The sequence below is a fragment of the Porphyromonas asaccharolytica DSM 20707 genome (genome assembly GCF_000212375.1).
Lineage (GTDB): Bacteria > Bacteroidota > Bacteroidia > Bacteroidales > Porphyromonadaceae > Porphyromonas > Porphyromonas asaccharolytica.
The window spans coordinates 1,473,523-1,493,601 of sequence record NC_015501.1; the positions used below are offsets into that span (position 1 = coordinate 1,473,523).

Annotated in this window: 18 protein-coding genes; 16 read left to right on the forward strand and 2 right to left on the reverse strand. The window is 50.7% G+C overall.

Annotation, left to right across the window (positions count from 1 at the left end):
• Positions 1–193: 193 nt before the first annotated feature.
• Positions 194–1,078 carry a 50S ribosomal protein L11 methyltransferase gene (prmA, locus tag PORAS_RS05745; RefSeq protein ID WP_013760539.1) on the reverse strand — a complete coding sequence of 295 codons (885 nt, stop codon included), beginning with the start codon at positions 1,076–1,078 and terminating at the stop codon, positions 194–196.
• A gap of 7 nt (positions 1,079–1,085) precedes the next feature.
• Positions 1,086–2,438: an MATE family efflux transporter gene (locus tag PORAS_RS05750; RefSeq protein ID WP_013760540.1), complete on the reverse strand. Its 1,353-nt coding sequence runs from the start codon at positions 2,436–2,438 to the stop codon at positions 1,086–1,088.
• Positions 2,439–2,859: 421 nt separating this feature from the next.
• Between PORAS_RS05750 and PORAS_RS05755 the strand changes: the two genes are divergently transcribed.
• The 16 genes from PORAS_RS05755 to PORAS_RS05830 all read left to right on the forward strand — a co-directional run bounded on the left by PORAS_RS05755 (position 2,860) and on the right by PORAS_RS05830 (position 19,676).
• Positions 2,860–3,573 (forward strand): succinate dehydrogenase cytochrome b subunit, encoded by a 714-nt coding sequence (locus PORAS_RS05755; protein WP_004330972.1) that lies wholly within the window; start codon positions 2,860–2,862, stop codon positions 3,571–3,573.
• Between the two features lie 58 nt (positions 3,574–3,631).
• On the forward strand, positions 3,632–5,575 hold the full coding sequence (locus PORAS_RS05760; protein WP_013760541.1) for a fumarate reductase/succinate dehydrogenase flavoprotein subunit: 1,944 nt from the start codon (positions 3,632–3,634) through the stop codon (positions 5,573–5,575).
• Positions 5,576–5,599: 24 nt separating this feature from the next.
• The gene (locus PORAS_RS05765) at positions 5,600–6,355 is read left to right on the forward strand and encodes a succinate dehydrogenase/fumarate reductase iron-sulfur subunit (RefSeq protein WP_004331016.1); all 756 of its coding nucleotides are present in this window, start codon (positions 5,600–5,602) and stop codon (positions 6,353–6,355) included.
• A gap of 168 nt (positions 6,356–6,523) precedes the next feature.
• Positions 6,524–6,895: a fluoride efflux transporter CrcB gene (crcB, locus tag PORAS_RS05770; protein ID WP_013760542.1), complete on the forward strand. Its 372-nt coding sequence runs from the start codon at positions 6,524–6,526 to the stop codon at positions 6,893–6,895.
• Positions 6,896–7,571: 676 nt separating this feature from the next.
• The gene (locus PORAS_RS05775; protein WP_004330988.1) at positions 7,572–7,973 is read left to right on the forward strand and encodes a DUF1573 domain-containing protein; all 402 of its coding nucleotides are present in this window, start codon (positions 7,572–7,574) and stop codon (positions 7,971–7,973) included.
• A 124-nt stretch (positions 7,974–8,097) separates the two neighbouring features.
• On the forward strand, positions 8,098–9,195 hold the full coding sequence (locus tag PORAS_RS05780) for a DUF1573 domain-containing protein (RefSeq protein ID WP_013760544.1): 1,098 nt from the start codon (positions 8,098–8,100) through the stop codon (positions 9,193–9,195).
• Positions 9,196–9,293: 98 nt separating this feature from the next.
• Complete coding sequence (gene meaB, locus PORAS_RS05785; RefSeq protein WP_004330971.1) at positions 9,294–10,397, forward strand: methylmalonyl Co-A mutase-associated GTPase MeaB; 1,104 nt, start codon at positions 9,294–9,296, stop codon at positions 10,395–10,397.
• Positions 10,398–10,439: 42 nt separating this feature from the next.
• The gene (locus tag PORAS_RS05790; RefSeq protein WP_013760545.1) at positions 10,440–10,772 is read left to right on the forward strand and encodes a hypothetical protein; all 333 of its coding nucleotides are present in this window, start codon (positions 10,440–10,442) and stop codon (positions 10,770–10,772) included.
• A gap of 19 nt (positions 10,773–10,791) precedes the next feature.
• Positions 10,792–11,586, forward strand: a complete 795-nt coding sequence (gene trmB / locus PORAS_RS05795) for a tRNA (guanosine(46)-N7)-methyltransferase TrmB (RefSeq protein ID WP_004330974.1) — start codon at positions 10,792–10,794, stop codon at positions 11,584–11,586.
• A 29-nt stretch (positions 11,587–11,615) separates the two neighbouring features.
• On the forward strand, positions 11,616–12,731 hold the full coding sequence (locus tag PORAS_RS05800) for an Mrp/NBP35 family ATP-binding protein (RefSeq protein ID WP_013760546.1): 1,116 nt from the start codon (positions 11,616–11,618) through the stop codon (positions 12,729–12,731).
• Positions 12,732–12,896: 165 nt separating this feature from the next.
• Entirely contained in the window at positions 12,897–14,270 is a 1,374-nt protein-coding gene (locus PORAS_RS05805) for a DUF6242 domain-containing protein (RefSeq protein WP_013760547.1), read from the forward strand.
• A gap of 38 nt (positions 14,271–14,308) precedes the next feature.
• Positions 14,309–15,043: a hypothetical protein gene (locus tag PORAS_RS05810; protein WP_013760548.1), complete on the forward strand. Its 735-nt coding sequence runs from the start codon at positions 14,309–14,311 to the stop codon at positions 15,041–15,043.
• Positions 15,040–15,756 (forward strand): undecaprenyl pyrophosphate synthase, encoded by a 717-nt coding sequence (locus PORAS_RS05815; protein WP_013760549.1) that lies wholly within the window; start codon positions 15,040–15,042, stop codon positions 15,754–15,756. Before PORAS_RS05810 ends, PORAS_RS05815 begins: the two co-directional genes overlap by 4 nt.
• A gap of 42 nt (positions 15,757–15,798) precedes the next feature.
• Entirely contained in the window at positions 15,799–18,519 is a 2,721-nt protein-coding gene (locus PORAS_RS05820) for a BamA/OMP85 family outer membrane protein (RefSeq protein ID WP_013760550.1), read from the forward strand.
• 97 nt (positions 18,520–18,616) lie between these two features.
• Positions 18,617–19,135: an OmpH/Skp family outer membrane protein gene (locus PORAS_RS05825; RefSeq protein WP_013760551.1), complete on the forward strand. Its 519-nt coding sequence runs from the start codon at positions 18,617–18,619 to the stop codon at positions 19,133–19,135.
• Between the two features lie 40 nt (positions 19,136–19,175).
• Positions 19,176–19,676: an OmpH/Skp family outer membrane protein gene (locus PORAS_RS05830; protein ID WP_013760552.1), complete on the forward strand. Its 501-nt coding sequence runs from the start codon at positions 19,176–19,178 to the stop codon at positions 19,674–19,676.
• The last annotated feature ends 403 nt before the right edge of the window (positions 19,677–20,079 follow it).

Genomic DNA, 20,079 nt, shown 5'->3' on the forward strand with positions numbered 1-20,079 from the left:
ATGGAAGTGAAAAGGGCTATCTAGTGAACCAGCTCTTCCTCCCGTTAAGTGTCTTGAACTCTACAAAGATACAGAAAATGCGAGGATAATCTCTCAATCTTTACTTTGAAGCTTTATACGGTTGCTGTTTTCGTCTCACTTTACAGCGTCTCTAGGTCACTTTCCATCGGGGAAATCTAGGGAGAATCTCTCGTTATCCTTTGCGGGTACGCACGAAGATCCACTCTTCGGAGGTAGCCTCATCAACGACCTCAAGCTTCACAGCCTCTAGGGCTTGATAGATGACCGTGCGGTCGGAGAGGAGGAAGCCACTGAGCCACACTTCGCCACCTGATCGTACCGCTGCTACGTAACGGGGCAGATCCTCTAAGATGATGTTACGATGTATATTGGCAAAGAGCAGATCAGCCTCACCGGGGTAGGCGGAGAGTTGCGCAGCGTCACCATGCAGTACGCTAATGTGCTCCGATGGTGCGAAGCCGTTGAGCTGGAGATTGTGTCTTGTATTGGTCACGCACTCAGACGAGGTATCTATTGCTACGAGCGAGCCGGCACCGAGTAGCAGAGCCGCTATGCCGAGGATGCCCGTACCGCATCCCATGTCGATCACTTGAGCTCCCTTCACATCGTAATCAAGTAGATGCTCTAGGATCATACGTGTCGTGTGGTGCTCACCCGAGCCAAAGGCATTGTACGCCTCGATGAGTAGCTGTAGCTCATGCGTCTGTGGGGTCGGTACCAGCTCAGGGGTGGTGACCAGCATGCGTCCCCGTAGCGATATAGGCTCGAAGGTCGTGCTGCGCCACGCTGCTAGCCAGTCACTAGAGGACGCCAGCTTGTGGTGATAGTGCCATGCTATATTATATAGTGTCAAGACACCCGCATCTGTGGCAAGTTGAGTGGAGATCTCCTTGCTCTCATGCCAAGCGTCATCGGATATGTAGGCATTAAGCAGCCCCTTGTCTGGCTCCTCTTGAAAGCTCTCGAAGCCCCAGTCGGCTAGCGTCTGAGCTAGCAAAGGCATCGCCCATTCCGTCTCGCTAAGTTGCTCTGTGGTAAAGGTGTAGTGGTGATACATAAAGGTGCTAAGCGACTAAGCTCATTGGGGTTAGTTTGTTCCTTTTGATAAGTAGTACGATGATGGCTGTGATCCCCTTGCCGATCGATGAGAGGGAGATAGCCCACCAGACAGCAGGCAGTCCCCATCCTAGGTATATCAGTAGGAGAGCTAGCGGTATACGTAGCAGATTGCCCACGATGCTGATCACGGCTGGCGTGTTGCTCCGGCCTACACCATAGAAAAGCCCCTGCGTAGTGATCTCGGTCATGATAAAGAGCTGAGAGAAGCTAGCGATGTAAAGGTATCGTCCACCCTCTATGTAAGTCTCAGGATCTGGTACGATCAATGCAAAAAAGGCTTCGCCCAGAAAGAGGAAGAGCAGCGTCCCGAAGAGACCTATCGATAGCGTCATGAAGATAGTCGTTCTGTATCCCCGCCACACACGATCGAACTGACGTGCCGCATAGTTGTGCCCTACGAAGGTCGCTAGGGCTGTGCAGAAGCCTTGGCATGCATTCCACGTCACGCCCTCTAGCTGTCCGCCAGTCGTCATGACCGCTACGCCGATGGCACCACCCTGCTCAGAGGCTAAGCGACCCATAAATATGCTGATCAGAGCGAAGAGCGAGTTGAGGAGCACCACCGGTACACCAATAGCGAAGATGCGCCGGCTCTGATCTCTTGCCAGCTTTGTGACGATAGAGCCCCCCTCGAGTATCTTGTCTTGGTGCTGCATACGATAGTAGAGGATAGCGCAGACGGCCAGCTGAGAGAGTAGTGTAGCGAAAGCTGCTCCGACGACTCCTAGGTGACAGACGAAGATAAGCAGTGGGTCGAGGATCATATTGAGCAGTAGACCCAGTGAATTAATCTTGAATGGGGTCATGCTCCGTCCATGAGCATTGTAAATGCCACTCATGGATAGAGTCAGGAAGTAGCCTGGCAAGCCGATCAATACGATGCGTAGATAGCTGAGTGCCATATGGTGCACGTCTGCCTCTAGGTTGTAGATCCCCACGATGGGAGAGCCAAAGAGCAGATAGACAAGTGCAAGGAGAGTACCGACGATGAGTGCCCAGGTGGTACAGTGACGGGCGTATTTGATCGCTAGTGGTTTGTCTCGTGCTCCAAGGCTCTGCGAGACACACACCTCGGCACTAGTCTTGGTGAGCTGAGCGATCGAGGTGGCAATCCATAGGAGTACGCCGATGACCCCGACGGCGGCCACCTCCCGACTGCCGAGACGTCCGAGCCACGCCATGTCGGTAAAGTTGTACGCCATCTGGACAAACGAGGTGGCGACAATAGGAGCTGCCAGTCGCAGCAGTTGCTTGCGGATTGGTCCTTGAGTAAAGTTTATAGTCTCTGTTTTGGTCACTTCTGCCTTCTTGTTAGGAGCGTCGTCTAGAGCGATAGCCCCGTTTACAAACTCGGTGCAAAGGTATCAAAAAAGGGGGCAGCACAGCATGCCACCCTTTTGAGGTGATGGGGAAGAAGCTACTCCTAGAAAACTAGCCGGATACTCTTAGACAACCTGCTTGTGCCGACATCAAAGATGCGTGCAAATCAGTTAGAATTCTAGGGATGGTTTTCTCCTCCAGCACCTCAAAATAGAAATTAGCCAAATTTCCGATGGTAGTTAATTGTAGGTATTTTGTATCTTTGTGGAGCAAAGGACAAGTCTCACATCGTAAAGACTTAGGAGAGCGCTCTCAAGAGCACTTTTATGTAGCTCTTTGCCGTGTCTAGACAGACCAATAGTAACTGATAACTTCACTTAAGTAACCAAACGAACAAATATGTGGATCTTTAAATCATCGATTGGGAGAAAGTTCATCATGAGTCTCTCGGGGCTCTTCCTGATCATCTTCCTATTGCTACATGGCAGTATCAACCTACTAGCCGTCTACGATGCTATCAATGTGAATAGCGAGTTCCCTACGGAGCTGTACAATCAAGCCTGTCACGTCATGGGTACCAACATATTGGTACAGATCATGGTGCCCGTCCTAGCGCTGGGCTTCATCGTACACATTATCTATGCGGCCTGGTTGACGTTACTAAATCGTAAGGCGCGTGGTAATGATCGCTATGCCATCTTCACACGTGCTAAGATAGACTGGGCCAGCAAGAACATGTTTGTCCTAGGCATCATCGTCTTGGGGCTACTGGTCTTTCACCTGACACACTTCTGGAGCAAGATGCAGCTACAAGAGTGGACCGGCGGAGAGAGTGCCGAGGGCTACCAGCTCGTCGTGCAAACCTTTAGCAACGTATGGGTATCTATCCTATACCTTGTATGGCTAGCAGCCATCTGGTTTCACCTCACGCACGGCTTTTGGAGTGCCTTCCAAACGCTTGGGTGGAACAATAAGAAGTGGTTCAACCGCCTACATGTCATCAGCTACATCGTTGCCACACTCTTGGTCCTTATCTTTGCCATTGTAGTCGTTTACTTTGGCTTCATTTACTCAGGTCCCGAGAGCCTTACAGAGGCTATCCCTTACGCTTAGGCTGGTTTAGCAACTCTTCCTATCATCTAATCTACGAACTATCTTAACTATCAGAGATATGAGCGAACTAAATGCCAAAATCCCAGCAGGTGCCTTAGCTGAGAAGTGGACTAACTATAAGGATCATCAGAAGCTGGTCAACCCCGCCAACAAGCGTCTACTCGACGTTATTGTCGTGGGGACTGGTCTAGCTGGAGCCTCTGCAGCAGCTTCTCTAGGAGAGCTCGGCTTCAACGTGCTAAACTTCTGTATACAGGACTCTCCACGACGTGCACACTCCATTGCAGCACAGGGTGGTGTCAACGCTGCAAAGAACTATCAGAACGACGGTGACTCCGTCTACCGTCTCTACTACGACACTATCAAGGGTGGCGACTATCGCGCTCGTGAGGCGAACGTCTATCGCCTTGCAGAGGTGTCAAACGCAATCATCGACCAGTGTGTCGCTCAGGGAGTCCCCTTCGCACGTGAGTACGGTGGTCTGCTAGACAACCGCTCCTTCGGTGGTGCGCAGGTCTCCCGTACATTCTATGCCCGTGGTCAGACGGGACAGCAGCTACTCCTTGGAGCTTACTCAGCACTCAGCCGTCAGGTACACAAGGGGAGTGTCAAGCTCTACACCCGCCACGAGATGCTAGACCTAGTCATCATCGATGGTCGTGCGAGAGGTATCATCGCTCGCAACCTAGTTACAGGTGCTATCGAGCGCTTTGCTGCTCATGCTGTAGTGATTGCTACAGGTGGCTATGGCAACGCCTTCTACCTCACCACAAACGCTATCGCCTCCAATGGATCAGCCGCTTGGCAGTGCTATAAGAAGGGTGCATACTTCGGCAATCCTTGTATGGCGCAGATCCACCCGACCTGTATCCCAGAGCACGGAGACTTCCAGTCCAAGCTAACGCTTATGTCGGAGTCTCTCCGTAATGATGGACGTATCTGGGTCCCCAAGAAGCTGGAGGACGCTAAGGCGCTACAGGCTGGTACTAAAAAGGCAAATGATATCCCCGAGGAGGATCGTGACTTCTATCTCGAGCGTCGCTATCCCGCCTTCGGTAACCTAGTACCTCGTGACGTCGCTAGCCGTGCCGCCAAGGAGCGCTGCGATGCTGGCTTTGGAGTCAACAATACGGGCCTTGCCGTCTTCCTAGACTTTAAGTATGCCATCGAGCGTATGGGACGTGATGTCGTTGCGGACAAGTACGGCAACCTCTTCCAGATGTACGAGCAGATCACTGCCGACAATCCCTACGAGACTCCGATGATGATCTACCCAGCCATCCACTACACGATGGGTGGTCTATGGGTCGACTACGAGCTACAGACCACTATCCCTGGACTCTTTGCCATTGGTGAGGCAAACTTCTCCGATCACGGGGCTAACCGTCTCGGTGCTTCAGCCCTTATGCAGGGTCTAGCAGATGGTTACTTCATCCTGCCCTATACGATACAGAACTACCTCTCGGATCAGATTCAGGTACCGCACTTTAGCGTAGACCACAAGGAGTTTGACGAGGCTGAGAAGGCGCTCAAGGAGCGCATCCAGCGCATTGCCTCAATGCATGGTAAGCGTTCGGTCGATAGCATCCACAAGGAGCTAGGACATATCATGTGGGAGTATGTCGGTATGGCACGCTCTAAGGAGAGCCTGCAGACAGGTATTGAGAAGATCAAGGCACTACGCAAGGTCTTTTGGAGTGACCTCCACCTACCAGGTAAGGTAGATGATCTTAACATCGAGCTAGAGAAGGCTCTGCGTCTAGCAGACTTCCTAGAGATCGGTGAGCTGATGGCACACGACGCCCTCGATCGTGAGGAGAGCTGTGGTGGGCACTTCCGCATAGAGCATCAGACTGAGGAAGGTGAGGCAAAGCGTGACGATGAGAACTTCGCTTACGTCTCCTGCTGGGAGTATCAAGGTGAGGGTCAAGACCCTGTCATGCACAAGGAGCCACTGGTATACGAATTCACCGAGCGTCTCCAGCGTAACTATAAGAACTAAGCAACCCTGTAGATAATCATAGCAATGGATCACAATATAAATATCAAAGTCAAGGTATGGCGTCAGAGAGGTCCCCGCGAAAAGGGCCACTTTGAGACCTATGCACTCAAGGATGTGCCTCAGAGCGCTTCTTTTCTTGAGATGATCGACATACTCAACGAGCAGCTCATTGCCGAGGATAAGGAACCCGTTATCTACGACCACGACTGTCGTGAGGGTATCTGCGGTATGTGCTCTATGTACATCGATGGGCATCCACATGGTCCTGTCAGCGCCATCACCACTTGTCAGCTACACATGCGTACCTTTAAGGATGGTGACACCATCACTGTCGAGCCATGGAGATCTGCGGGCTTCCCGATCATTCGCGACTTGATGGTCGACCGCTCTGCTTATGACAAGATCATACAGGCTGGTGGTTACGTCTCTGTCAATACGGGAGGTGTACCTGATGCTAACTCGATCCCCATCCCCAAGCACAAGGCTGACGAAGCAATGGATGCTGCCTCTTGCATCGGCTGTGGCGCTTGCGCTGCTGCCTGCAAAAACGGCTCCGCAATGCTCTTTGTCTCTGCCAAGGTAAGTCAGTTGGCCCTGTTGCCACAGGGACGAGCTGAGGCACACAAGCGTGCTAAGGCGATGATCGCCAAGATGGATGAGCTAGGCTTCGGCAACTGCACGAATACACGTGCCTGCGAGATGGAGTGCCCCAAGAGCGTCTCCATCAGCCACATAGCACGCCTCAACCGTCAGTTCATAGGCGCTAAGTTGAGCGATTAGCGAGACAGGATGTCTCATCCTATAAATATATAGGTAGTACTCTCCCATTCAGAGAGAGTGCTACCTTTTTTTGATTATCAGTGTCTATAGGATCTTGCGACTACGGCACAGGCAATAGGTTCGTCTAGGTAGGTCGATAAGGTTATAGACTTCGACTCAGAATGTAGTATGCTCAAACAGTTTCTTCTCGTAGCTCTAGGCGGTGCTCTCGGGAGTGCTCTACGCTACCTTACAGCCATTCTGCTAGCTCGTCACTATACGGGCTCTATACCTTTGGCTACGCTTGTGGTCAACGTCTTGGGCTGCTTTCTCATAGGTCTATTGATCGGCTTATGTAGTGATACAGCGTATCTTCGGTTGCTCTTTATCACAGGCTTTTGCGGCGGGTTCACCACTTTCTCGACTTTTACAGCAGAGAGTTACGCAATGCTTCGTGAGGGCACTTATGGGTTAGCCGTCCTTTATATTGTGGGTAGCGTGCTGATCGGTCTGCTCGCTCTCTGGGCTGGTGTGTGCTTGTCGCGCACCATCACTCCTTGATAGGAGGTGGCTGAAGCCAAAGGCTCATAGGAGATGAGAGTGGCGCTGTCGTGCTTTGATACAATGGATGTTCGAGCAGTGCGTATCTACATATCACTATCCGTCCCTAACCTCTAATCTCTAACTTCTAACCTCTAATTCGATAGCCACGTGGAAAATTTCAAATATCCACGTGGCTATTTTTTATTCTCCACGTAGGGAAGAAACATTTCCTCCGAAGTTTCATTTGATTCCTCCGAAGTTTTACTTCTCGCCTACGTGGATATTTTTCATTCTCCACGTGGAGATTTGAGAATTTCCACGTGGGAATTTGAGAATTTCCACGTGGGAATTTGAGAATTTCCACGTGGGGAATAGATCGGATCGTCGAGATGGAGGACGTTGTCTTCAAATAATGGGGAAGGGGGGGAGTTGTCAGTGGAGTCCGATCTCTTTCGAAGCCTCTGATCTTCGTCGACGTCTGCGAGCTTTTGAGAGGTTATCTCTTTGCTTCAGATTGACACTTTAGCGTGTCTAAGTAGTGATTTATCAACTGGTATAGCCTTTGTATGACTAAAAAAGAGTACATTTGCAGGGCAGAGGGGTCTGCACGTATGGAGCGAGCGAGCTCTGTGTAGTGTAGACATCCCCCTTGCTTAACACATTAACTATGAACATAATCTTAAACGACAAAGTTATGAAACGCATTGCAATCCTTACAACGATCCTCCTACTCTGTGCTACGCTAGCTGGAGCTCAGAACAAGCAGGCCACAGGCAAGCAGTCTGGCGCTCAGATCACAGCAACGGAGACTGAGTTTGACTTTGGCACCATCAAGGAGGTGGACGGACCTGTCAGTCATACCTTCACGATCAAAAATACAGGTAAAGCTCCGCTTGTCCTCACTCGTGTCGTAGCCTCTTGTGGCTGTACGAAGCCTGAGTTCGAGACAGCTCCTATCGCTCCAGGTAAGACTACAACGGTCAAGGTGACCTATAATCCAGCCGGACGCCCTGGACAATTTGTCAAGACCATCTCTATCTATAGCAATGGTAAGGATGGTAGCTATATCCTACGCATTAAGGGCGTTGTCGAGTAAAATCGTACTACTAAAGAGAAGGTCTTATAGTCTCTTGATGAAACATACGCTACGACCTCAGAGCCTTCATTATGAAGGCGATGGGTTGTAGGGGCGTGTCTCAAGTGAACTAAAAGAGATAGTTATGGCTACAAGAAGATTGTTGGCTCTCCTGATATGTCTCACTGCGACTCTAAGTGTAGTGTGTGCGCAGCAGCCTAAGGAGATGATCGACTCGCTCTCGGCAATACATAACTTCGGCACGATTGCTGAAGAGCGGGGGACTGTGTCGCACAGCTTTACCTTGAGAAACGTGTCTGACCAGCAGATGGTCATACTGCGTGTCAATACGGATTGTGGCTGTACGACGCCTACCTATGATCGTACTGCTGTAGCTCCTGGTGATTCGATACCTATCTTGATCACCTATAATCCGCTAAATCGTCCAGGTTCTTTCGTTAAGTATACGCGTGTCTACACTTCTGTAGATCCGAGTAAGCCTATCAAGCTGACGATCAAGGGGAATGTAGCTACACTAGGCAGACAGACCCCAACGAATGCACGCTACCAGCAAGAGATAGGTGCACTGCAAGTGAGTAATCTCTTTCTAGACTTCCCCTTGCAGCCTGCTGGCGAAGAGAACACGATTCGTCTGATGCTCAACAATCCGACCAATAGCCCCCTAGAGGTGTCACTGGACACGCTTCCTAGCTTCCTATCTAGTAGTGTACGTCACGCTACACTGGCTGCTTATGAGCCTGAGGAAATTTTCCTGACGGCGCATACTGATGGGACGGTGGCTCCTGGCATTCATAAAGGGTGGATAGGCATCACGGTACGAACGCAGAATAGCGAGCCAGATCTCTCTGGTGGGGTGATGGTACGCCTTGTGATGCCCCCGCATTTTGACAAGGGGGCCGCAGCACCGCTTGCGGATCTAAAGACTTATCAGCGTCTTACAGACTTATCTCCAGAAGCAACGGTGTATGAGGGTGCAGTTGCTCTAAAGAATGATGGCAAGGCACCGATGCATATCTACTCGGCGGAGAGTAATACAGCTTTCCTAACGATCTTAGAGTATCCCGAGACGATTGCTCCCGGAGAGCGTGCTGAGATACGTTATCGGCTTAATCTGGAGGAAGTTGATCGCTCGCGTGGAGCTTTGAAGGCAAACTTTGACCTGCTGCTGAATGATCCGAACGCGCCGCTACGCAATGTCCTGATCGTCATACCTAAGCGGTAGCTCTTGGCTGTTAGCTAGCACTTCTAGTGCTCCTAGTGCCACTAGAGCTCCTAGAAATACTTAGTTCCTCTAATCTCTAACTTCTAATCTCTCTCCTCATGCTCACGAATGATCATCCTGAAAATGACCCTCAGTACGCAGGTCTCAAGGTGAATAAAGGTGTCTCTGCTCAGCCTATGGTCAATCCTTATCTGCGCCAGCAACGGGTGCTACGCGAGGACTACTCCGCTGAGCGTTATATTGAGGAGATCTTGGCGGGCAATCGCACTTTTCTCGCTCGTGCCGTGACGCTTGTTGAGAGCACACGTCATGACCACCAGCTCAAGGCACAGCAGATACTAGAGGGGTGCCTCCCTTACAGTGGGCACTCAATGCGTGTAGGTATCACTGGCGTGCCTGGGGCGGGTAAGAGTACGTCGATAGATGCCTTCGGAATGCATCTCATCAAGCAGGGGCACAAGCTGGCTGTGCTGGCGATTGACCCTAGTAGCGAGATCTCTAAGGGAAGTATCCTAGGCGACAAAACACGTATGGAGCGACTCTCTCGTGAGGAGCGTGCGTTCATCCGTCCTAGTGCTAGTAGCTCTTCTCTAGGTGGCGTAGCGCGCAAGACCCGTGAGACCATTATCCTCTGTGAGGCAGCAGGCTTTGATACGGTTTTCGTCGAGACGGTGGGAGTAGGGCAGAGTGAGACGGCTGTGCACTCGATGGTCGACTTTTTCCTCCTAATCCAGCTGGCAGGTACGGGCGATGAACTACAAGGCATCAAGCGTGGTATCATGGAGATGGCCGACGGAATCATTATCAATAAGGCTGATGGCGACAATGTAGACAAAGCTCGTCTTGCTGCACAGCACTTTCGTAATGCGCTACAGCTTTTTCCCGCTACCGAGTCGGGCTGGGAGCCGAAGGTTATGACCTACTCAGGACTGAAGGGGATAGGTATCAAGGAGATCTTTGATATGATCGATGAGTACCGTCAGACGACTAAGGAGAGTGGTTACTTTGATTATAATCGTCGCCGCCAGGAGAAGTGGTGGATGTACGAGACAGTCAACGAAGAGTTGCGCCGCTCCTTCTACGACAATGAGCAGGTCAAGCAGCTTCAAGAGACTGTCGAGCGAGAGGTCTTGGAGAATCGTATCACACCCTTTGTGGGGGCGGGACGACTCTTAGAGGCTTTCTACCAGTCGCTGAAGTGATATGAATTGGCTGCAGACTTATAACTTACACGATAATATAGTATGATGGCAGACTTAGACTTTGAGCAGCTCGATCGGAATGCGATCCAGTATCTGCGCAACCATCTAGATCCCTCCTTTGTCAAGGAGTATAATGATGACGAGATCTTTCTCTACGTCATGGATCTCTGTGACGAGTACTCCGAGGGAATAGATGATGAGGAGGGCTATCTTAACATAGATGAGATGGCTGACTTTGTCTCTGATCGTCTGAGCGAGGATATGGGTGTCAAGATGCACGAAGATGATGCGTATGATCTGATCTCCACGCTCTATGACTATTATGCCGAGGAGGGGCTAGTCGACATCCTCGATGCTGATGAGGAGCAGAAGTAATCGATGCTGAGGTACGCCTATGGCTAGACGTAAACTAGAGAAATTTGCCGATCTGCATAGCTATCCCAATGTGTATGAGTATGGCTATGCAGAGCTTTCTTCTCCTGAAGTGGCAAGACAAATAGCTGGTAGGTGGAGCGAGCGAGCCTTTGATGCGGATCGCCCGCTCATCTTAGAGTTGGGCTGCGGACGAGGCGAATACACGGTCGCCCTAGCTCAGCAAGATATCACGCACAACTATATTGGTGTAGACCGCAAGGGCGCACGCATGTGGCATGGAGCCACAGAGGCCTTGGACAAAGGACTCTCCAACGCTGCATTCCTACGTACCGATATCAATCTCCTCCCGCTGGCTTTTGCTCCAGGTGAGGTGAGTGAGCTGTGGATCACCTTCCCCGATCCGCAGATGAAGCGTACACGATCCAGGCTGCTGTCATCAGCTTTTTTCGCTAGTTACAATCGCTATCTCAAGCCTGACGGGGTGGTGCATCTTAAGACGGATAGCACCTTCCTCTATGAGTATACTCTGAGTCTGCTAGAGGTGAATGATATCCACCCCCTAGTGGCTCTGCCTGATCTATACCAAGAGGAGCAGGTGCTGACACAGTATGACATACCGCGCGTCCTGACCCACTATGAGAAGCAGTGGCTGGGTAGGGGTAAGATGATTAAATATATCCGATTTGCTCTGCCAGAGCGAGCGCAATGGTTGGAGCCCGAGTGTGAGCCAGAGCATGACGACTATACCAGTTGGTCGCAAGTCCCTGGTGGTCTCTTGCACCAGGTGGAGCAAGCCTTTGCTCAGGAGGAATAAAAGCTTAGATCAAAAAATAGAAACAAGATATGAATAGCTATACAACCGAGCAAGTACTCGATGCGCTGCGCAATGTGCGTTACCCTGGTACGGGTACAGACATTGTCTCTTCGGGCATCGTGACAGACGACATACAGATAGAGGGACGACAGATCTCTCTGACGCTGCACTTCCCCCGTGTGCGAGATCCCTTTGCTCGCTCCGTGGTCAAAGCAGCTGAGACCGCCATCCTCACTTTCCTCGATGCAGAGGCAGATGTGACGGGGCGTATCAAGGCAACTTTTAGAGAAGAGCCTGAGCAACCTGAGGTGGAGAATCCGCTCCCAATGGTCTCTAATACCATCGCCATCTTCAGTGGCAAGGGCGGGGTCGGTAAGAGTACGGTCACGAGCAACTTAGCGGTGGCTCTAGCTCGCCAAGGGTATAGAGTGGGACTCCTCGATGCCGATATTTATGGGCCATCGATGCCGAAGATGTTTCACTGTGAGGATGCTCGTCCTGTCGCTGAGGAAGTCGATGGCAAGGATCGTATTGCACCCGTTGTTGTGACAGAGGGTATCAAGATGCTCTCGATCGGCTTCTTCGTACGTCCTGATCAAGCACTTTTATGGCGCGGTACGATGGCTTCGAATGCGCTTAAACAGCTCCTTACAGAGGGGCACTGGGGAGAGCTAGATTATCTACTCATTGATATGCCTCCTGGGACGGGAGATATAGCTCTGACGCTGGTCCAAACGCTACCACTCACAGGCGCTATCGTGGTGACCACACCGCAGGAGGTCGCTCTCGTTGATGCGATGAAAGGAATTAACCTTTTCCAGACTGACCCGGTCAATGTGCCTATTCTCGGTTTGGTGGAGAACATGTCTTGGTTTACGCCTGCCGAGTTGCCCGACAATAAGTACTACATCTTCGGTCGTGACGGTGGTAAGCGGTTGGCTGAGCAATTTAACATACCGCTCCTGGGTCAGCTCCCGCTCGTACAGAGTGTCTGCGAGGCGGGCGATGCGGGCGAGCCGATAGCAGCGCAGAGTGACCAAGTGATGAGCCATTATTTTGCTGAGCTAGCTACGGCTGTAACGGAGAGAGTGCAGGAGAGACTGTCGATGGCTCCCGCCACAAAACGGGTACATGTGTCGCATTAGAGGTTAGAGATAATAAGTTAGAGGTTAGAGATTAGAAATTAGAGGTTAGAAGTTAGACCTCTTCTCGTATCCTTTGGCGTGTAGTCTCTCTAACCTCTAATCTCTAAAGTCTAACCTCTAATTTCGTGGGAAGTAGTATCTTTGTCTTCATATCAACAATTCTATATGACTCGCACTATACAATCACTCCATAGATACCTACTCCTCGTCGTAGCTCTGCTACCGCTTATCAGCTTGCCTAGCTGCCAGCGCAAGTCGATTGTCGAGGATGTTCAGATAGAGAGCGTACTTATCTCAGAGCTCAAGATGAGTGACAAGTCTGTCCCTGAGCTGGAGAAGACACTCTTCTCTATAGATCAGCGCAAAGGACTGATATACAATGCTCGTCCGCTACCTAAGGGAACTAAAATAGGAACGGTCAAGCTACAGATTGTAGCCTCGCCCGATGCTTTTCCTAAGATTTACATAGGAGGTGTCGAGCAGCCCTCTATGTCAGGTCTAGATACGGTCAATATGTCCAATCATGCTGAGGGGGTGCGTATTGTCATGCAACATCGAAAGAACGCTTCCTTGACTAAGGAGTATCAGCTCAAGATCAACATCTATGATCGTGATCCCTACACCCACACTTGGACGAAGTCCGCACACCCAGCGCCAGCCTCTGCTACGAGTGATGGCATCGTGTTGAGTCGTCTTGTGGACAATGGAGAGGCTTACTATTACTTCACACGTACTACTAGTGAGAGTCATCTATGGCGTGCCTCTCACAAGGAGCCTGAGCTATGGCAAGAGGTTACGATACCTAAGACGCTCGACTCTCCCATCATAGACATCGTGGAGCAGGGGGGTAGAGATGCGATCCTCTGCCTACAAGAAAGTGGTCAGTACGCTTACTACGACCATGCGAATGGAGGAGACTGGGGGCAGAGTAATGCTTTGCCAGGTAGAGCATCCTATCTCTTGGGCAATCTATACCATAGAGGGGAGAATAAGCTCCTCGTAGCTGTGAAGTCTGCTGATGGGGTACACTTCAATAGTGAGGGAGGCATACGAGTCCCAGCGGATTTTCCTCTAGAGCAGAATGCACGTCTCTCGTTTATTGTAGAGCATCATCCAGTAGGACTCGTGGTCGGAGGCTCTGTCGCTGATACGACGGCACTTGTCTACAGCACTTCCAATGGACTTGATTGGCTCACACCTCACGATGCCGGTGTCGTGAGCAAAATCTGGCCGAGCGACTTGCCTGGAGCGATGATCTACGAGCCACAAGACCAGACCATACTACTCGTCAAGCCTGCGGCTCGTCCTAAGCAAGCTGAGCAGCCTGCGATGCGTGCTTACGTATCGCTAGACTATGGCGCCATTTGGCAGCAGCTTACGGAAGAGTCTATACTTCCATCGTCCTACTATGAAAAGGGTCAGAAGCATCAGCAAGGCTTAGCACTCTACCGTGGCGATGATGGACGAGTTTACCTTTTCGGAGGAATCAAGGGCGGTGCTCCTACGCTTTGGATCGGACAGCCGATACGCTTTCAGTAATATTACGTAGCACGCTATCTAGGCGTTTTCACTGATCTATGCAGCTAACCCTACGTCAGCCACTACTCATCACGTTGATGCTCTGTGCAGTCACACTCACTGCGCAGGAGTATCGCTATGAGATGGGAGGATCTGTAGGTGCTGCGTCCTATCTAGGGAATGCTAATAGACGTATCCCTTTTGTGCCGATAGGTGGGACGGGAGGAGCGGTCTTTCGCTATAATCACAACTTCAGACTAGCCTTTTCGGGTGAACTCGGCTACAGCTTTCTTCCCTTCGACTGTCGCTATGCACAGACGGACTATCCGCAGGCTAGGGAGGCTGATCAAGCTACCCGTGGAGCCTCTCATCTGTTAGCGCTGAATGGCTGGGTGGAGTATAACTTTGCTCACTATAGTGACAAGTTTCGCTATCTGCAGACACGCTCTCTGGTACCTTATATAGGTGCCGGTCTCAGTGTCGGAACGTCCTTAGCAGCTCATAAGATGGCCTTCCTGCCAGGAGCTGGCATCAAGACAGGCATCAAGTACAAGCTCCGCAATAGGCTTAACCTGATCGCCGCACTGCAAGGGATCTATTATCTTAGTTCTCATTTGGACACCCCCACAGAGCAGTCGGGCTGGCTCAACAACCCCTACGGGATGCCGGTGGACTGGATCAAGGGTGGCGATGCCACGATAGGCTTGATCGTGAGTATCACCTATGAGTTTGGCAAGCGTAGCGAACCCTGTCACGGATCGGATAGCTACCCTAACTGGCAGATACCAAAATGATGAAACAACAGACACCGCAGCATATAGCCATCATCATGGATGGTAATGGTCGCTGGGCTCAGCGCAGAGACTTGTCTCGCAGTTACGGCCATAAGCAGGGTACCGATGTGCTAGAGAAGACTCTTTCAGCTGTAGCAGATCGAGGTATCCCGTACTTGACAGTCTATGCCTTCAGTACAGAAAACTGGAGTCGCCCAGAGTCCGAGGTTAACTATATCATGCAGCTCCTCGCAGAGGGACTACACGAGTATACGCCACGCTTCATCAAGGAGGGCGTGCGACTACGAGCTATCGGAGATATAGACCAATTACCCGCTCAGACAGCGGCGCAGCTTAGAGACTCCATGGAGCAGACTAAGGATGGGCAGCGGATCACGCTATGCATCGCACTCAGCTACTCCTCCTACACGGAGGTTAGCCATGCGATACGACATATCGTCGCAGATGTGCAGTCCGGACGACTCAGCAGCGACGATCTGTCACGTCCCGAGCTGATCAATGACTACCTATATACCAGTGGCATGCCAATGCCCGATCTGCTCATTCGTACAGGTGGAGAGCAGAGACTCTCGAACTTCCTCCTATTACAATCTGCTTACACAGAGCTTTACTTCACAGATACATTATGGCCCGATTTTGATGAGGCAGAGCTCGACAAGGCACTGGCAGACTATGCTTCACGCCAGCGACGCTTTGGCAAAGTGCTACAGTAAAAAACACAGACCCATATATCACAGACCCCTTCTGACCTCTTAATGATGACAATGCAACGATACCACAACATACTCTTCGCACTTATAGTGCTCCTTGCGTCCACCTCCGTGAGCGCACAAGTTGCTACTACTCCTGCTGACACGATCTATGCCCCCTCGATCGATTACGCTCGTCCCGTCACCAAGACCATCGCAGGTGTGACCATAACAGGTGCACAAGGATATGATCAGGAGGTCTTGCTAGGCTATACCGGTCTCAAGGTAGGGGAGCGCATAGAGATACCAGGAGCTGCTACAACTGCTGTAGTGCAGCAGTTCACACGCAATGGTACTTTTGCCAATGCACGCGTACTCGTGACTAAGTATGTGGGAGACAAGGTATGGCTAGAGGTGCAGCTGGAGCAGCATCCTCGTATTGCTTCGGTGACCTTCCACAATATCAAGAAGTCGGAGCAGGAAGACCTACAGACTAAGACAGGTCTACGAGAGAGTATGCAGCTCTCGCCCAACGTCCTAGATCGCACTGAGCAGCTGATACAGAAGTATTACAATGAGAAGGGATATAGCGAGATGGAGGTGACCTTCGATCAGCAGCCAGACCTATCTCGTGAGGGGTATGTCAAGCTCGGCATCTCGGTCGATAAGAAGTACAAAACGAAGATCGCTAACATCTACTTTTCTGGCAACAAGGCCCTCTCTGACACGGACCTGCGCAAGGCGATGAAGAAGACGAACGAGACCTTCCGTCTCAATCGTGGTAATCTGTGGAACTCCTTCTTAGAGCTCTTCCAGAGCAAGAAATTTATCCAGGATGTCTATCGTGAGGATCTGCACAACATCCTAGAGGCGTACCATAAAGCAGGCTATCGTGATGCAGAGATCCTATCAGACTCCATCGCTCGCAATCCGAAAAATGACAAGCAGATCGACATCTTTATCAACCTCTCGGAGGGGCACCGCTACTACATCAAGGATATCAACTTCGTGGGCAATACGAAGTTTCCCACGCCGCTCCTAGAGGCTATGCTCGGTATGCAGCATGGTGATGTGTATGATCAGGATCGTCTTACGAAGCGTCTCTACGTCGAGGATGATGCTGTCGCCAACCTATACTACAACAATGGATATATCTTCTCAGGCATAGATCCTGTAGAGACCTACGTCGAGGGCGACTCTGTATCGCTTGACCTACGCATTGTCGAGGGGCCGCAAGCTACTATCGATAAGGTGATCATACGTGGTAACCATGACATCTACGAGGAGGTAGTGCGTCGTGAGCTCTTTACGAAGCCGGGTAAGCTCTTCAGCAAGGAGGATATGATGAACTCCTGGATGACGCTCAACCAGCTCGGGCACTTTGATCCGGAAAAGAGCTTCCCCACGCCAATCCCCAACCCGCAAGAGGGTACCGTAGATATAGAGTATTCGCTGCAGCGCAGAAACAATGACAAGTTTGAGCTCTCCTTCGGTTGGTCTCAGGCGGGTATCATCGGGCGTGCAGGTATCAACTTTACCAACTTCTCGATCTACAACCTCTTCCACCCGAAGGCATACCGTGGTCTCATACCGCAGGGCGATGGGCAGACCCTCTCACTCAATGCGATGAGTAATGGTCGCTACTATCACTCGTTTAGCTTACAATTCTCCGATCCCTGGTTTGGAGGTAAGCGTCCGAACTTCTTTACAGCGTCGCTCTTCTACTCTATGCAGACCGCTATCGATACTCGCTACTATAACAATCGTACGCAGGGTATGGGCTACTATCCAGGCTACTATGGCGGATACGGTGGCTATGGTGGTTACGGCTATGGAGGCTATGGCGGTTACGGAGGCTATGGTTACGATGGGGGGTATAGGCAGTCGCTGATGGAAAACTCTTACAATCCTAATCAGTCGATGCACATCTTCGGAGCCACGGTCGGGTTTGGTAAGCGTCTCAACTGGCCTGACAATTGGTTCAATGTCAATGCTACGCTCAACTATACCCACTACTATCTCCGTGATTGGGTCTACGAGACTTTCCAGGGCTTTCACAATGGTCATGCTAACGACATAAGTCTCACACTGGCTCTATCGCGTAACTCGATCGATAATCCGATCTATACCCGTCGTGGGTCATCCTTTACGCTATCAGTCAGTGCCACTCCTCCATACTCCCTCTGGGACGGCATCGACTACTCCAATATCAACCTCAAGTCGGAGGATCGCTACCGCTTTGTGGAGTATCACAAGTGGAAGTTCTCAGGCAAGGTCTTTACACCGCTCATGAACCCAGTTACGGTGAAGTATACGCCAGTCCTTATGACGCGTCTCGATGCAGGCTTTATCGGTCACTATACACCGTTCAAGCGCTCACCCTTTGGTACTTACTACATGGGTGGAGACAATATGAGTGGATACGTAGGCAACTTCCTCAACGAAACTATTCCGCTCCGTGGATATAGCAACGGATCGATCGCTGGTGGTAACTATGACTACGCTTATGCCTATATGCGTATGATGGCTGAGCTGCGCGTGCCGATCCTCTTCGAGGGGCAGTACAATGTGTGGGGAGTTGCCTTCCTTGAGGCGGGTAATGCGTGGCGAGATATCAGTAGCTTTAACGCCTTCAACCTCAAGCGCTCGGCAGGTGTTGGCTTCCGTATCACGCTGCCTTTCCTTGGAATGCTAGGACTTGACTGGGGTTACGGCTTTGACAAGCCCGACGGCTCCTCACAGCGTGGCGGTAGCAACATACATATTGTCATGGGTCAGGAGTTTTAGCCTTCTTAGCGTGTGAGTACGTGGCTTGTCTTTCTTAAACAAATAAGTCTCCAAGCCATCTATATATATTAGTACAGACCTTTTAAACATCAATATTATGAGAAAGCATCTATATCTCCTCACACTCCTCCTAGCCCTTACGCTGGGAGCATCTGCACAGAAGTTTGCGCTTGTGGATATGCAGTATATTCTCAAGAACATCCCCAACTACGAGATGATGAATGAGCAGCTCGAGACCGTCTCTAAGCGTTGGCAGCAGGAAGTCAAGACACTTCAAGACAAGGCTGAGACGCTCTACAAGAAGTATCAAAGCGATCTTGTCTTCCTCACAGCCGAGCAGAAGCGTCAGCGTGAGGAGGAGATTGTCAAGACCGAGCAGCAGGCCACCGAGCTACAGGGCAAGTACTTCGGCCCTGAAGGTGAGCTCTTCGAGCGTCGCTCTAAGATGGTCAAGCCTCTACAGGACGAGATATGGCAAGCAATCAAGGAGATCGCCTCGCAGAGTGGATTCCAGCTAGTCCTCGACCGCTCCACGGCAGGCATCGTCTTTGCCAATCCATCTATCGACATCAGCGATCAGGTTCTAGAGAAACTAGGCTATGGTCGTGCACACTAATGATATACATACGCATCATCAATAACTTAAATACAGAACAATGAAGACAAACAATCTGTTTCTAACCCTACTCCTACTCTTGCTACCTGTAGTAGCTACGGCTCAGCAGAAGATAGCAGTTGTCAACTCACAGGAGCTTATCACGGCTATGCCTGAGATGAAGTCAGCTCAGGATCGCCTCCAAGAGCTGGACAAAAAGTATACGGCAGAGATGCAGACGATGAACGACGAGTATCAGAAGAAGCTCGAGCTCTATATGAAGGATAAGGAGGGTCTCTCCGATGCCCTCCTCAAGAGCCGCGAGCAGGAGCTTACCGATCTGCAAAATCGCATCCAGCGCTCTTATCAAGCTATGCAACAAGATATGGAGAAGCAGCAAGGCACGCTGATGGCTCCTATCCAGCAGAAGATCATCGAAGCTATCAAGAAGGTCGGCGATGCGGGGGGCTACACCTACGTCATGGAGGCGACGATGATGCTCTACTCAGGACCCTCTGCGGTAGACATTACGGCTCAGGTCAAGAAGCAGCTAGGCATCTAGCATACCAATAGACCAGCCTAGAGAGACTGCGAACTAAGTAATAGTCTCGTAAAGCTGTAACTATCAGAAGCCCCACGCTCTGCTTGTCAGACGTGGGGCTTCTTTCACACTTACACGGTAGTAACCGGAAGAGCCCTTCGTTGCCAATGATGAAGACTGTCATGCTCTTCAATTTTCTCCACGTGAGAATTCTCCAATACGTATGTGAGAAAAAAAGATTTCCCACGGAGGAAAGAAAAGTTTCTTCGGACTTTACATTTGATTCCTCTGAAGTTTTATTCCTCGTCCACGTGAGAGATGTTTTTTCTCCACGTGGATATTTTTTGGTTTCCCCGTGAAGACTACCCGTTATCACACCATAAGAACTTTGCAAGTCTCAATCCTTAATCAGCTTACAGTGCTA

What these genes read in the sequence shown, in the direction of transcription:
- PORAS_RS05820 (WP_013760550.1), top strand. Translation starts at nt 15,799, where the DNA reads ATGATGACAATGCAACGATACCACAACATACTCTTCGCACTTATAGTG.
- PORAS_RS05825 (WP_013760551.1), top strand. Translation starts at nt 18,617, where the DNA reads ATGAGAAAGCATCTATATCTCCTCACACTCCTCCTAGCCCTTACGCTG.
- PORAS_RS05755 (WP_004330972.1), top strand. Translation starts at nt 2,860, where the DNA reads ATGTGGATCTTTAAATCATCGATTGGGAGAAAGTTCATCATGAGTCTC.
- PORAS_RS05815 (WP_013760549.1), top strand. Translation starts at nt 15,040, where the DNA reads ATGATGAAACAACAGACACCGCAGCATATAGCCATCATCATGGATGGT.
- crcB (WP_013760542.1), top strand. Translation starts at nt 6,524, where the DNA reads ATGCTCAAACAGTTTCTTCTCGTAGCTCTAGGCGGTGCTCTCGGGAGT.
- PORAS_RS05810 (WP_013760548.1), top strand. Translation starts at nt 14,309, where the DNA reads ATGCAGCTAACCCTACGTCAGCCACTACTCATCACGTTGATGCTCTGT.
- PORAS_RS05775 (WP_004330988.1), top strand. Translation starts at nt 7,572, where the DNA reads ATGAAACGCATTGCAATCCTTACAACGATCCTCCTACTCTGTGCTACG.
- meaB (WP_004330971.1), top strand. Translation starts at nt 9,294, where the DNA reads ATGCTCACGAATGATCATCCTGAAAATGACCCTCAGTACGCAGGTCTC.
- PORAS_RS05805 (WP_013760547.1), top strand. Translation starts at nt 12,897, where the DNA reads ATGACTCGCACTATACAATCACTCCATAGATACCTACTCCTCGTCGTA.
- trmB (WP_004330974.1), top strand. Translation starts at nt 10,792, where the DNA reads ATGGCTAGACGTAAACTAGAGAAATTTGCCGATCTGCATAGCTATCCC.
- PORAS_RS05765 (WP_004331016.1), top strand. Translation starts at nt 5,600, where the DNA reads ATGGATCACAATATAAATATCAAAGTCAAGGTATGGCGTCAGAGAGGT.
- PORAS_RS05780 (WP_013760544.1), top strand. Translation starts at nt 8,098, where the DNA reads ATGGCTACAAGAAGATTGTTGGCTCTCCTGATATGTCTCACTGCGACT.
- PORAS_RS05830 (WP_013760552.1), top strand. Translation starts at nt 19,176, where the DNA reads ATGAAGACAAACAATCTGTTTCTAACCCTACTCCTACTCTTGCTACCT.
- PORAS_RS05790 (WP_013760545.1), top strand. Translation starts at nt 10,440, where the DNA reads ATGATGGCAGACTTAGACTTTGAGCAGCTCGATCGGAATGCGATCCAG.
- PORAS_RS05760 (WP_013760541.1), top strand. Translation starts at nt 3,632, where the DNA reads ATGAGCGAACTAAATGCCAAAATCCCAGCAGGTGCCTTAGCTGAGAAG.
- prmA (WP_013760539.1), bottom strand. Translation starts at nt 1,078, where the DNA reads ATGTATCACCACTACACCTTTACCACAGAGCAACTTAGCGAGACGGAA.
- PORAS_RS05800 (WP_013760546.1), top strand. Translation starts at nt 11,616, where the DNA reads ATGAATAGCTATACAACCGAGCAAGTACTCGATGCGCTGCGCAATGTG.